Genomic DNA, 13,673 nt, shown 5'->3' on the forward strand with positions numbered 1-13,673 from the left:
AGGCGCATGGCCTGGAAAGGTCCGGCACTCAACGATGAGTGCCGAGGTCGCGGATCGTCTGTTTGAGGGTCTCGAAGTCGTAGTCCGAGAGGCCGACATAGTCGAGCACCAGCGGCGCGATACTGTTCCACTCGTGATCTTCGGTCTGATTGCCCAACACCCGGTACGACGCACAAATGTGCTCGGCCATCTTCAGGATCGCCAGCAGGTTCTTCAACGCACTGTTGCGCGAAGATTCATCGCTGAATATCGCCAAAGCATTGTGGTGATTGGCGATCGCGGCGCTCACGTGTTCCGGCAGGCGCCAGGACTTGGCCGTGAAATACCCGACCACCGAATGATTGGTATTGAACACCAGGTTCTCCGTGTCCACCACCCGGCATTCGGTACTGGCGTTGGCATAGGCCTGCTCCAGAACGCCCATGTAGTCCGGGAAACGCTGGAGCATCAAGGGCACGCCGCAGTCGTGGAACAAGCCCAGGGCATACGCCTCGTCGCCATTTTCAACGCCGATGCGCTTGGCCAGGGTCAGGCAGGTCATCGCCACGTCCTGAGCGGTGTCCCAGAAACGGTTCAGGGTGACAATGGTGTCGTCATTCATCTCGCCCTTGATCGACATCGCATTGATCAGGTTGATGACCGAGCGGCTGCCCAGCAGATTCACCGCACGCTGGATCGAGGCAATCTTGTTGCTCAGCCCGTAATACGGCGAATTGACGATCTTCAGCAGGGAACCGGAAAGGCCCGGATCCTGGGATATCAGCTTGGCAATGACTTCCAGATCCGGGTCGGGCATGTACTGCTCCATCTGCAAATCCACCATGATCTGCGGCTGGGCCGGTACGCTGATGCCCTGCAGGGCTTGTTGGATCTGTTCGGAAGTCAGCTCTTGGGACATGTGCACACACTCTGGGTCAGACGGCGATTCTAACCTTTATGAAGTTGGATCCGACATACCAAATCGCAAGACAACACTCGCCACATGTCCACTTGCAGGCCAATCCGGGGGCTCAACACGCTATACTCCCGCTCTTTTTTCCGGAGCGACGACATGTCCCTGCCTAGCCTGCGCCTCAAAGCCAACGCCGACCGTCGTCTGCGCAACGGTCACTTGTGGGTCTACAGCAACGAAATCGATGTAGCCGCTACGCCTTTGCACGGTTTCAAGGCCGGCGACCAGGCGATCCTCGAAGCCGCCGGCGGCAAGCCGCTGGGCATCGTTGCCATGAGCCCGAACAACCTGATCTGCGCCCGTGTACTGTCGCGCGACATCAAGCTGCCGCTGGACAAATCGCTGCTGGTACACCGCCTGAACGTGGCCCTGTCGTTGCGCGATCGCCTGTTCGACAAGCCGTTCTATCGCCTGGTCTACGGCGACTCCGACCTGCTGCCAGGCTTGGTGGTTGACCGTTTCGGCGACATCCTCGTGGTGCAGATCGCCTCGGCGACCATGGAAGCCCATAAAGACGACGTGATTGCAGCGCTGACCCAAGTGCTCAAGCCGAGCGGCATCCTGTTCAAGAACGACTCCGCTGCCCGTGATGCCGAAGGCCTTAACCGCTACGTCGAAACCGTGTTCGGCCTGGTGCCGGAGTGGGTCGCGCTGGAAGAAAACGGCGTGAAATTCGAAGCACCGGTCATCCAGGGCCAGAAAACCGGCTGGTTCTACGACCACCGCATGAACCGCGCACGCCTGGCACCGTACGCCAAAGGCAAGCGCGTTCTGGACCTGTACAGCTACATCGGCGGTTGGGGCGTGCAGGCTGCTGCGTTCGGCGCCAGTGAAGTGTTCTGCGTCGACGCGTCGGCTTTCGCACTCGACGGTGTCGAGCGCAACGCCGCACTGAACGGTTTCGCCGAGAAAATGACCTGCATCGAAGGCGACGTGTTCGAAGCACTGAAAGAGCTGAAAGCCAGCGAAGAACGCTTCGACGTGATCGTGGCCGACCCGCCGGCGTTCATCAAACGCAAAAAAGACATGAAGAACGGCGAAGGCGCCTACCGCCGCCTGAACGAGCAAGCCATGCGCCTTCTGACCAAGGACGGCATCCTGGTCAGTGCATCGTGCTCGATGCACCTGCCGGAAGACGACCTGCAGAACATCCTGCTCACCAGCGCCCGCCACCTGGACCGCAATATCCAGATGCTGGAACGTGGCGGCCAGGGGCCGGATCATCCGGTGCACCCTGCGATTGCTGAAACCCGCTACATCAAGAGCATTACTTGCCGCTTGCTGCCAAACAGCTAAAACGCAAACCAATGTAGGAGCGAGCTCGCGATGGTCGTAAACGATAACGTGGGAAGCCTGGTGCCCCGCGGTGTTCTCGGGTCCATCGCGAGCAGGCTCGCTCCTACAGAGGTTCCCGGCATCAAAACAGGAAGCCTCCTACAGCGCTTTTGATTGAACTCCCTGCGTCCCAGACTAGTATCGGTTTCTGGTTTCAAGCACGAACGCTTGATCACTCAGGAAAACAAAAACAATGTCTGAGTCCTCTTACCCAGCTCTAAGTAGCGACCTGAAACGCAAACGGGCCTCCCGCTTTATCCTCATTACCAACATCTCGTTGATCAGTTTTTTCCCGCTGAATATCCTCCTGCCTTCTTTTCCTGCCTTGGCCGGGGAATTCAACACTTCAACCGCAGAAATCGCCCTATCAACCAGCCTGTTCACGCTGGTTTTTGCGATTTCTCAATTAATAACTGGCCCGCTCTCGGATAAGTGGGGCCGCAAGGAAGTTCTTCTTGGGTGCATCGTTGTTTCTACGCTCGGCTCGATAGGGTGCGTGCTGGCTACGGACTACCTGAGCTTCCTATTGTTTCGCGTCATCCAGGCAATCGGGTGTGGTTTCTTTGTGCTGGGTCATGCACTGGTGGAGGACTTGTTCGAAGAACAGGATCGCGCCCGAGTGCGAATTTATTACATGACACTGAGCGGCTCCTTTGTTGCACTGTCGCCGTTATTGGGATCATGGTTGCAAACCACGTTCGATTGGCAGGGAAGTTTTTATGGTTTTGCGCTCATGGCGCTCGGCATGTTTATCCATGCCCAAGTAATACTGCCCTCCAAAGCAGTCAGCCATCAAAGAACACCGGTTTCCGCTCTACGCACGCTGAATTCCATTGTTGGAAGTCGAGACTTCATCCGCTACTGGTGGATTGCCGCGTTAGTGTTTGCCTGTTATTTCGCATTGATCAGCGTGACGCCGCTGATTTTCATGGATGAGTTCAAGTTATCCGAATACCAGTACGCGCTGGTGCTTATGGTGTATGGGTTGGCTTATTTCCTTGGTGGAGTAGTTGCCAGCACCGTGCAGAAACACATCTCCCTCACGCTGCAAATCAACATCGGGCTCGGATTGCTGGGTGCCGCCGGTGTGTTGTTAGCATTGATCGTCAATTATGAATTGATGACAACTATCACCCTGCTCATACCGATGCTGATCAGTGCTCTGGCAGTCACCCTTGTGCGACCTGCCGCAATTTCCGCAGCAATGTTGCTGTTCTCAAGCAGCGCCGGAACGGCAGCATCTGCAGGCAATAGCATTATGTTCGTCACCGCCGCGGTCAGCAGCGCTGCGCTCGCACAAACCGGGCACAATTTGCTGATGACCATTGCTGTTGGCTTCATCGCCTTCAGCCTTTGGGGGTTGCTGACGAATGCCAGGATAGGGCACTGACTGTAGGAGCGAGCTTGCTCGCGACGGTCGCCAACGATAACGCGGGTAGCCTGGTACCCCGCGGCGCTCTCGGGTCCATCGCGAGCAAGCTCGCTCCTACATTTACATGACATATCCAGAACCACTGTCACTGCGACAAGCACCCATTGCGTACCTATCGTTTCTCTTCACATCTCAGAAGAGGACAACGGAATGTCCAACACGCCGAAAGCCCATAATTTACGTACCGGTCGTCATTCAGAGCCTGGTCGCATCTATCTCCTGACCGCGGTCACCCATGAACGGCAACCGATCTTCAACGATTGGCGCATGGGTCGTCTGGTGGTGCAGGAATTCAGAAAAGCTCAGGAAACCGGAAATGCCACTTCTATAGCCTGGGTGGTCATGCCGGACCACTTTCATTGGCTGGTGGAACTGCATAACGGTGATCTGCCAAAACTGATGCAAGCCACCAAATCCCGCTGTGCACGACACATCAATCAGCAGCGAAGCCTGTGTGCACCTGTATGGCAAAAGGGTTACTTCGACCGGGCCTTGCGTCGCGAGGAAGATTTGAAAGCAGCCGCCCGATACATCATCGCCAACCCATTGCGCGCCGGGCTTGTCGCTCATGTAGGTGATTACTCGCTGTGGGATGCCATCTGGCTCTAATACGTATTCCCTGTAGGAGCGAGCCTGATCGCGATGGTCGTCAACGATAACGCGGGAAACCTGGTACCCCGCGGCGCTCTCAGGTTTATCGCGAGCAGGCTCGCTCCTACAGAAAACGCGCCCGCACGTCTCGTAAGCGCCGCCTCCAGGTTTGCAGGCATTCCCTCCAGCCGCCAGCCGTGTAGAATCGCGAACATTCATCGCCAGTCATCCCCGGCGGGTTTATGAGCTCAAGCTGAAGCGCGCGGCGATCCCGCAAAGTTATCGGCAACTTCCGGACACGCGGCCATTTCTGAGTGTTCCAGACGTCAATAGAAGCTCACTTCCCTTTTGATACCTGATTAGCCGCCCGGAGTGCTTCATGCCTGATTACCGCTCGAAAACATCCACCCACGGCCGCAACATGGCCGGTGCCCGCGCACTGTGGCGCGCCACGGGGATGAAAGATGACGATTTCAAGAAGCCGATCATCGCCATTGCCAACTCGTTCACCCAGTTCGTACCGGGCCACGTGCACCTGAAAGACCTGGGCCAACTCGTCGCCCGCGAAATCGAACGCGCTGGTGGCGTGGCAAAAGAATTCAACACCATCGCGGTCGATGACGGCATCGCCATGGGCCACGACGGCATGCTGTATTCGCTGCCGAGCCGCGAGATCATTGCCGACTCCGTCGAGTACATGGTCAACGCCCACTGCGCCGACGCGATCGTGTGCATTTCCAACTGCGACAAGATCACCCCCGGCATGCTGATGGCGTCCCTGCGCCTGAACATCCCGGTGATCTTCGTTTCCGGCGGTCCGATGGAAGCCGGCAAGACCAAACTCGCCTCCCACGGCCTCGACCTGGTCGACGCCATGGTGATCGCCGCCGACTCCAGCGCTTCTGACGAGAAAGTCGCTGAGTACGAGCGCAGCGCCTGCCCGACCTGCGGTTCGTGCTCCGGCATGTTCACCGCCAACTCGATGAACTGCCTGGTCGAAGCGCTGGGGCTGGCATTGCCGGGCAACGGTTCGACCCTGGCCACCCACAGCGACCGCGAACAACTGTTCCTGCAGGCCGGCCGCACCATCGTCGAGCTGTGCAAGCGCTACTACGGCGAGAACGACGAGTCGGTGTTGCCGCGCAACATCGCCAACTTCCAGGCGTTCGAAAACGCCATGACCCTGGACATCGCCATGGGCGGTTCCACCAACACCATCCTGCACTTGCTGGCCGCCGCCCAGGAAGCCGAGATCGATTTCGACCTGCGCGACATCGACCGTCTGTCCCGTCACGTGCCGCAACTGTGCAAGGTCGCGCCGAACATCCAGAAATACCACATGGAAGATGTGCACCGTGCCGGCGGGATCTTCAGCATCCTCGGTTCGCTGGCCCGTGGCGGTCTGCTGCACACCCAGCTGCCGACCGTGCACAGCCGCAGCATGGAAGAAGCCATCGCCAAGTGGGACATCACCCAGACCACCGACGAAGCCGTGCACCACTTCTTCAAGGCCGGTCCTGCGGGCATCCCGACGCAAACCGCGTTCAGCCAGTCGACCCGTTGGGAAACCCTGGACGACGACCGTGAAAACGGCTGCATCCGCAGTGTCGAGCACGCTTACTCGAAAGAAGGCGGCCTGGCCGTGCTCTACGGCAACATCGCCCTGGACGGCTGCGTGGTGAAAACCGCTGGCGTCGACGAGTCGATCCACGTCTTCGAAGGCAACGCGAAGATCTTCGAAAGCCAGGACAGCGCCGTACGCGGCATCCTCGCCGACGAAGTGAAGGAAGGCGACATCGTCATCATTCGCTACGAAGGCCCGAAAGGCGGCCCGGGCATGCAGGAAATGCTGTACCCGACGTCGTACCTGAAATCCAAAGGCCTGGGCAAAGCCTGCGCCCTGCTCACCGACGGCCGTTTCTCCGGCGGCACCTCGGGCCTGTCCATCGGCCACGCTTCGCCTGAAGCGGCTGCCGGCGGCGCGATCGGCCTGGTGCAGGACGGCGACAAGGTGCTGATCGACATTCCGAATCGCTCGATCAACCTGTTGGTCAGCGACGAAGAACTGGCCACTCGCCGGGTCGAGCAGGACAAGAAAGGCTGGAAACCGGTTGAGGTGCGTCCACGTAAAGTGACCACCGCACTGAAAGCCTACGCCCTGCTGGCGACCAGCGCCGACAAGGGTGCTGTGCGTAACAAGGCGATGCTTGACGGGCTGTAAGCTTCAAGCTTCGAACATAAAAATGCCCCGCCAAGTGCGGGGCATTTTTGTTTGCATCGATCCACTGTAGGAGCGAGCTTGCTCGCGATGGTCGCAAGGACGACGCGTTAAATCAGAAAGTACGCGTCATCGTTTACGACCATCGCGAGCAAGCTCGCTCCTACAATAAACAGCGCATCCGCTAGTCCTGCGGATCGAGGTTATCGAGTGCCTGGTTCACCGCCAGCTCACCCAGCATGATGACCTGCGCGATCCCCAGCATCGTGCTGCGTTGCGAGCCTTCCAGCAGTCCGGCGAAATCGCTGGCCATGACATTGGCCGAGGCGAGGGATTCGCAGGCGTGGGCCAACAGGGTTTCGGTGTCGAGGCCCGGTGCGATGACGAATGTTCGGCTGGGTTTGCGCGGGGTGGCGTTGATGTGGGCTGACAGGTTGTCGGTATTTGGGGGATCGGGGGTAATTTTGAGCATAGATAAAACTCCTTACACCATAAGACAAGGAGCCATCACCCTCGCTACCAAACGAAGGGTGGCGGCCATGCGCAGGTTGGTAGACCGGGGTGTAAGGAAACCGGCGCGCCCGAAAGCGCCCTGTGCATGACCACCATAAAAAGCAGAGACGCAAGAACGTCTGCAAATCATGATGCTTTGCACCCTACACAGCCGGGCTACCAAACCCGATCACTGATGTTCAGCGACAGGTAGACGGTAGAGTCCGAGAGTAAGGCGCACAAGCCGGCGGATTCTGGCGTAGTCGTAGTCCCTTACGCAAGAATGCGTAGGTTGTGACTGTCAGGAGATGTCGATCAGACAGAGGCTTTCATTGCACCGACTGGCCTCATCGCGAGCAAGCTCGCTCCCACAGGGGATCTTCGGTGTTCACACAGTCTGTGTTTCACCCGAGATCTTTGTGGGAGCGAGCTTGCTCGCGATGGAGGCGACTCGGTCTTATTGAATCTCTTCAGGCTTGACGATCACCCAGTTCTTGTCGGCAGTCACCGTCAGCCCTTCCTTGGCCTGGGCTGCGGCGTTCTTGGCCATCATGCCGTTGATCTGGGTCATGTACTTGTCCTTGCGGTTGACCCACAGGTGGATGCCGCCCTTGGCCACGTCAACACTGTGGAACAGCATGTAGCCGTCGCTGCTTGGGGTGTCGCCGCCGACCAGCACCGGTTTTTTCCACTCATCGATGTAAGTCAGGATCGCCGCGTGCTTGCCCGCCATCCAGGTTGCCGGGGTCCACAGGTACGGGGTCAGTTCCAGGCCGAGGTTGGCCTTCTCGTCATATTTGCCAGCCGTGACCTGCTTGCGCGCGGTGGTCAGCTCGCCAGTCTTCGGGTCCTTGAGCAGCAGCGATACGCCGATCACGTTCTGTGGTTTGACGTTGTAGCCGTACTTCGGATCGGCCGCGACCATGCGCACCAGTTCTTCGGAGGCGGCGGTCATCACGTAGACCTCGATGCCGTTCTCCATCAGCTTGTTGTACAGCTCTTGCTGGCCGGTGAAGATCTTCGGTGGGTTGACGTCGAGTTTCTTGACCACGTCGCCTTCGTAATAAGTGGCCGGCACCGGTTTGCCGGACGCCATCATCTCGTCGACGTAGCCTTTGAGTTCCTTGAGGGTAAAGCCTGAGAACACTTGGGCGACCCATGGATAGCAAACCATGTCGTCGACTTCGCAGAGGCGGTAGTAGTAGCTGAACAGACTTTCCTTATGGTCGGCGGTGTCCTTGAACGGCATCAGTTTCAGGGAGGGATCGAGCTTGTCGCGGGTGATCAGGCCCTTGTTCTCCATGAACGGCAGCAGCGACTCTTCGAGGTCGTAGCGGTAGCTGGTGTTGTCCATGTCGAACACCGCGTAGTTACCCTTGTTGGCGTTGGCCGCGATCATCGCGTCCAGCGCCTTGGCCTGATCGACGGGCCAGTGTTTCAGATCCGTTGCAAGCACCTGGCCGGCGAGGCCGAGGCAAAGTGCTGCTGCCAGAAACTTCGGTGCGAACTTCATTAGCGCTTCTCCCTGAATGAAAGACATCGACGCTAACAAATAAGTGTGACAGTCCTCGTCTGTCAGCGACCGTCCGCGTCCCTTTCGCGCCAGTTGCATTTCTGACAGCGACATCCGCTTATTCCAAAAACGACGGACACCCTGCGTTTTTGATATTAATTCATTAGTTTTCAAGCTGTTAGGCTTGCCGGTTCGCGGTTGCCCAAGGGTGCAACCGGCACAAGTCTTATCGGAGTCTTCATGAATCTGCCCCTGATCCTCAATCTGCTGGTGTTCCTCGCCCTGCTCTTCGGCCTGGCACAAACCCGTCACACTACATGGAGCCTGGCGAAAAAAGTCCTGCTCGCGCTGGTGTTGGGCGTGGCGTTCGGTGTGGCGTTGCACACTGTCTACGGTGCCGGCAATCCGGTGCTGAAAGCCTCGATCGGCTGGTTCGATCTGGTGGGCAATGGTTATGTGCAATTGCTGCAAATGATCGTGATCCCGCTGGTGTTCGCCTCGATCCTCAGTGCGGTGGCCCGCCTGCATAACGCTTCGTCCTTGGGCAAGATCAGCTTCCTGACCATCGGCACGCTGCTGTTCACCACGGCCATCGCGGCGTTGATCGGCATCGGCCTGACCAACCTGTTCGGCCTGACCGCCGAAGGCCTGGTTGCCGGCACCCAGGAAATGGCTCGCCTGCAAACCATCCAGACCGATTACGCCGGCAAGGTCGCCGACCTGAATGTGCCGCAGTTGCTGCTGTCGTTTATTCCGCAAAACCCGTTCGCCGACCTGGCGCGGGCCAAGCCGACGTCGATCATCAGCGTGGTGATTTTCGCTGCGTTCCTGGGTGTCGCGGCGCTGCAACTGCTCAAGGATGATGCCGAGAAAGGTCAGAAAGTGATCAACGCCATCGACACCCTGCAAGCCTGGGTGATGCGCCTGGTGCGCCTGGTGATGAAACTGACCCCGTACGGCGTATTGGCGCTGATGACCAAAGTGGTCGCCGGTTCCAACCTGCAAGACATCATCAAGCTCGGCAGTTTCGTGGTGGTGTCCTACATCGGCCTGGGCCTGATGTTTGTGGTGCATGGCGTGCTGGTGTCGGTTGCCGGGATCAATCCGCTGCGGTTCTTCCGCAAGGTCTGGCCGGTGCTGACGTTTGCCTTCACCAGCCGCTCCAGCGCAGCGACGATCCCTTTGAGCATCGAAGCGCAAACCAGCCGTCTGGGCATTCCGCAGTCCATCGCCAGTTTCGCCGCCTCGTTCGGCGCGACCATTGGCCAGAACGGTTGTGCCGGTCTGTACCCGGCGATGTTGGCAGTGATGGTTGCGCCGACCGTGGGTATCAATCCGCTGGACCCGCTGTGGATCGCGACGCTGGTGGCGATTGTCACACTGAGTTCGGCCGGGGTGGCCGGCGTGGGTGGCGGCGCGACGTTTGCCGCGTTGATCGTGCTGCCGGCGATGGGCTTGCCGGTGTCACTGGTGGCGTTGCTGATTTCGGTCGAGCCGCTGATTGATATGGGGCGTACGGCGTTGAACGTGAGTGGTTCGATGACGGCCGGTGCGATTACCAGCCAGGTGATGCAGCAGACCGATAAGGCGCTGCTGGATGCGGATGAGCATTCGGCGTTGGCGCAGGCTTAATCGGCGCCTGACAGACCGCTATCGCGAGCAAGCTCGCTCCCACAGGGATCTGTGGTGTTCACACAATTTGTGATTCACCTCAAAACACTGTGGGAGCGAGCTTGCTCCGGGCGGCGATCCGACGATGCTTTTAGGCTTTTTCCCACACTTCGAAGTTGTACGCCGGTTTGTCGCCTTCGGCCGGGTTCGGCACATTCGACACCAGTTTCCACTGGTTCAAATCAAACTCCGGAAACCATGCATCCCCTTCCGGGCTCAGCGCCACGCGGGTCAGGTACAAACGATCAGCCTGCGCCAGCCCTTGCGCATACAACTGCGCACCGCCAATCAGCATCAACTCATCGACGCCCTGTTCCTTCGCCCATGCTTCGGCGCGAGCGACGGCGGCTTCCAGCGATGGATAAACCTCCGCGCCTTCGAGCAGCAGATCCGCCTGACGGCTGACCACTATGTTCAAGCGGCCCGGTAGCGGGCGACCGAGGGAATCCCAGGTCTTGCGACCCATGATGATCGGCTTGCCGAGGGTGGTTGCCTTGAAATATTTGAAGTCCCCCGGCAGGTGCCAGGGCATGCTGTTGTCGACGCCGATCACACGGTTTTCACCGAGGGCTGCGATCAGGCTGAGGGGGAGTGATTTAGTCATGCCGGTGAGGATACCAGAGCCTCGCTTTCGCCGATAAGCGCCACAGCGGTTATGCTCACAGCTCATTTAAGCGACGGGATGCCGCGTGACTGAACTCAATACCCTCTGGCTGACAGAAACCATCCGCCTGCGCGAAGAACACGCTGGCCCCCTGGACGATCTGGAAGCTAACCGTCTGGCCCGCAGCGCCGGGGGCGATTTGCCGACGCGCATTCAACGCCGCGCCCTGTGGCTGGCCGAACGCGATGGCCTGGCGGCGGCTCTTACACACTGGTTGCAAGGTGCACGACTGGCGCTGATCGTAATGGCGGTGCTGGCCGTGATCAGCGGCGCCGGCCTGGCCTTTGCCGCAATGAGCGACGGCCTGCACCCGGTGAATGTGTTCTGGGCCTTGGGCAGCCTGCTCGGGCTCAATCTGATCCTGCTGCTGAGCTGGGGCCTGGGCCTGGTATTTGCCGGCGAACACGGCGCCAGCCTCGGGCGCTTGTGGCTGTGGCTTAGCGAAAAGCTCGCCCGGGATGCCAAAGCCGCACAACTGGCACCCGCCCTGCTCCTGTTGTTGCAACGGCAGAAGCTCAATCGCTGGGCCCTCGGCGTGCTGGTCAACAGCCTGTGGTTGCTGGCGATGCTCAGCGCGCTGGCCATCCTGCTGATGTTGATGGCAACCCGGCGCTACGGCTTCGTTTGGGAAACCACGATTCTCAGCGCCGACACCTTTATTGCCGTGACCCAGGCCCTCGGCGCGTTGCCGGCCCTGTTCGGCTTCAGCGTGCCGACCGAGGAAATGATCCGCGCCAGCGGCGATGCGGCATTGAACATCGAAAGCGCCCGACAGGCCTGGGCCGCGTGGCTGGTCGGTGTGCTGTTGGTTTACGGCGTGGTGCCGCGCCTGCTGCTCGCGCTGTTTTGCCTGTGGCGCTGGAAGACGGGACAAACGGCGCTGCGTCTGGATTTGAACCTGCCCGGTTACGCACAACTGCGCGAGCGCTTGATGCCCACCAGCGAGCGTCTCGGCGTCAGCGATGCCGCTCCATCACAACTGCATCGCGTGGAAAGCGGTGTCACCGAGCAGCAAAGCGACGGCGCACTGTTGGTCGCCATTGAGCTGGACGACCAGCGCCCGTGGCCACCGCATTTGCCGAAAAGCGTGAGCAACGCCGGCATCCTCGACAGTCGTGAATCGCGGCACAAACTCCTCGAACAATTGAGCCGTTTCCCCCCGGCGCGCCTGGCCATCGCGTGCGATCCGCGGCGCTCGCCGGATCGCGGCAGCCTGGCCCTGATTGCCGAACTGGCCCGCAGCGCCAGCGCCACCCGCGTGTGGTTGTTGCAGGCGCCATCCGGTGAAGCGCTGGACGCCGAACGCCTCAGCGACTGGCACTTGGCGCTGCAACAGCTGGAGCTGCCATTTGCCGATTGTGCACCGATGAACTGGCTGGAGACGGGTCATGACTGACGCCTGGAAGCAGCCTCTGAAACTCGCCGTGGTCGGTCACACCAACGTCGGTAAAACCTCGTTGCTGCGCACCCTGACTCGCGACGTCGGCTTCGGTGAAGTGTCCCATCGCCCCAGCACCACGCGGCATGTCGAGGGCGCACGGCTGTCGGTGGACGGCGAGCCGCTGCTCGACCTCTACGACACTCCTGGCCTGGAAGACGCCATCGCCCTGCTCGATTACCTCGAACGCCTGGAGCGTCCCGGCGAACGGCTCGACGGCCCGGCGCGGCTGGCTCGATTCCTGGAGAGCAGCGAAGCACGCCAGCGCTTCGAACAGGAGGCCAAGGTGCTGCGGCAATTGTTGACCTGCGATGCCGGTCTCTACGTGATCGACGCCCGCGAACCGGTGCTGGCCAAGTACCGTGACGAGCTGGAAGTGCTGGCCAGTTGCGGCAAGCCCTTGCTGCCAGTGCTGAATTTCGTCAGCAGCGCCAACCACCGCGAACCGGCCTGGCGCGAAGCACTGGCGCGGTTGGGCTTGCATGCCTTGGTGCGTTTCGACAGTGTCGCGCCACCGGAAGATGGCGAACGTCGACTCTATGAAAGTCTCGCCCTGTTGCTGGAAACGGCCCGACCGCAACTCGAACGCCTGATCGCCGATCAGCTAGCCCAGCGCCTGGCTCGTCAACAAAGCGCAGAGCGATTGATTGCAGAATTGCTGATCGATTGCGCGGCCTGCCGACGCAGTGTGGTCAGTGATGCCGAGCAGGAACAACAGGCGATCAGCGAACTGCGCAAAGCCGTACGCCAGCGTGAACAGCGCTGCGTCGAAGCCTTGCTCAAGCTCTATGCCTTCCGCCCCCAGGATGCCGCCGCCAGTGATTTGCCGCTGCTCGACGGCCGTTGGGGCGATGACCTGTTCAATCCGGAAACCCTCAAGCAACTGGGCGTGCGCGTCGGTGGCGGTATCGCCGCGGGTGCCGCCGCCGGGGCCGGGGTCGACTTGTTGGTGGGCGGGATTACTCTGGGTGCGGCGGCACTGGCCGGGGCCATCGCCGGTGGCGCGCTGCAAACCGCGCGCAGTTATGGCAGCCGTTTGCTCGGCAAGATCAAGGGCCAGCGCGAACTGACGGTGGATGACAACGTGCTGCGCCTGTTGGCGTTGCGCCAACGGCAATTGCTGCAAGCGCTGAACGCCCGTGGGCATGCGGCGATGGACAGCATTCAGCTGGCCACGCCCCAGGACAAGAGCTGGCGCGAAGGCAAGCTACCCGAAGCCTTGAACAAGGCCCGGGCGCATCCGCAATGGTCGTCGCTCAATCCTCATTCCAAACTGAATCAGGCGGAGCGGCAGGAGCAGGTTGAGGTTCTGGCACAGCAGCTGTAGAGGCAGGAACACTTGCTTTGCCTGGACTGACGCCTTCGCG

Annotated in this window: 11 protein-coding genes; 7 read left to right on the forward strand and 4 right to left on the reverse strand. The window is 59.9% G+C overall.

The window, feature by feature from the left end; all coding sequences use genetic code 11:
• Positions 1 to 28: 28 nt before the first annotated feature.
• Positions 29 to 898: an HDOD domain-containing protein gene (locus PMI29_RS22475; RefSeq protein ID WP_007995487.1), complete on the reverse strand. Its 870-nt coding sequence runs from the start codon at positions 896 to 898 to the stop codon at positions 29 to 31.
• Positions 899 to 1,051: 153 nt separating this feature from the next.
• Here PMI29_RS22475 and PMI29_RS22470 point away from each other — a divergent pair, with 153 nt between their 5' ends.
• From PMI29_RS22470 to ilvD, 4 genes are all read left to right on the forward strand, one after another.
• Positions 1,052 to 2,248: a class I SAM-dependent rRNA methyltransferase gene (locus PMI29_RS22470; RefSeq protein WP_007995488.1), complete on the forward strand. Its 1,197-nt coding sequence runs from the start codon at positions 1,052 to 1,054 to the stop codon at positions 2,246 to 2,248.
• A gap of 232 nt (positions 2,249 to 2,480) precedes the next feature.
• A complete protein-coding gene (locus PMI29_RS22465) occupies positions 2,481 to 3,677 on the forward strand; it encodes an MFS transporter (RefSeq protein ID WP_007995490.1) in 1,197 nt (398 codons plus the stop codon).
• Between the two features lie 192 nt (positions 3,678 to 3,869).
• Positions 3,870 to 4,328 carry an REP-associated tyrosine transposase gene (locus PMI29_RS22460; protein ID WP_007995491.1) on the forward strand — a complete coding sequence of 153 codons (459 nt, stop codon included), beginning with the start codon at positions 3,870 to 3,872 and terminating at the stop codon, positions 4,326 to 4,328.
• A 361-nt stretch (positions 4,329 to 4,689) separates the two neighbouring features.
• Positions 4,690 to 6,531 carry a dihydroxy-acid dehydratase gene (gene ilvD, locus PMI29_RS22455; protein WP_007995492.1) on the forward strand — a complete coding sequence of 614 codons (1,842 nt, stop codon included), beginning with the start codon at positions 4,690 to 4,692 and terminating at the stop codon, positions 6,529 to 6,531.
• Between the two features lie 181 nt (positions 6,532 to 6,712).
• Here ilvD and PMI29_RS22450 read toward each other — a convergent pair whose 3' ends face one another.
• A complete protein-coding gene (locus PMI29_RS22450) occupies positions 6,713 to 7,000 on the reverse strand; it encodes a DUF6124 family protein (protein WP_007995493.1) in 288 nt (95 codons plus the stop codon).
• Positions 7,001 to 7,477: 477 nt separating this feature from the next.
• On the reverse strand, positions 7,478 to 8,533 hold the full coding sequence (locus PMI29_RS22445; RefSeq protein WP_007995494.1) for a hypothetical protein: 1,056 nt from the start codon (positions 8,531 to 8,533) through the stop codon (positions 7,478 to 7,480).
• Positions 8,534 to 8,773: 240 nt separating this feature from the next.
• Between PMI29_RS22445 and PMI29_RS22440 the strand changes: the two genes are divergently transcribed.
• Positions 8,774 to 10,165, forward strand: a complete 1,392-nt coding sequence (locus PMI29_RS22440) for an L-cystine transporter (RefSeq protein WP_007995495.1) — start codon at positions 8,774 to 8,776, stop codon at positions 10,163 to 10,165.
• 130 nt (positions 10,166 to 10,295) lie between these two features.
• Here PMI29_RS22440 and PMI29_RS22435 read toward each other — a convergent pair whose 3' ends face one another.
• The gene (locus PMI29_RS22435; protein WP_007995496.1) at positions 10,296 to 10,808 is read right to left on the reverse strand and encodes a dihydrofolate reductase; all 513 of its coding nucleotides are present in this window, start codon (positions 10,806 to 10,808) and stop codon (positions 10,296 to 10,298) included.
• A gap of 85 nt (positions 10,809 to 10,893) precedes the next feature.
• On the opposite strand from PMI29_RS22435, the gene PMI29_RS22430 reads away from it, so the two are divergent.
• Complete coding sequence (locus PMI29_RS22430) at positions 10,894 to 12,264, forward strand: DUF2868 domain-containing protein (RefSeq protein WP_007995497.1); 1,371 nt, start codon at positions 10,894 to 10,896, stop codon at positions 12,262 to 12,264.
• A complete protein-coding gene (locus PMI29_RS22425; RefSeq protein ID WP_007995499.1) occupies positions 12,257 to 13,633 on the forward strand; it encodes a GTPase/DUF3482 domain-containing protein in 1,377 nt (458 codons plus the stop codon). The genes PMI29_RS22430 and PMI29_RS22425 overlap by 8 nt, the downstream gene beginning before the upstream one ends.
• The last annotated feature ends 40 nt before the right edge of the window (positions 13,634 to 13,673 follow it).

The sequence above is a fragment of the Pseudomonas sp. GM49 genome (assembly GCF_000282355.1).
Lineage (GTDB): Bacteria > Pseudomonadota > Gammaproteobacteria > Pseudomonadales > Pseudomonadaceae > Aquipseudomonas.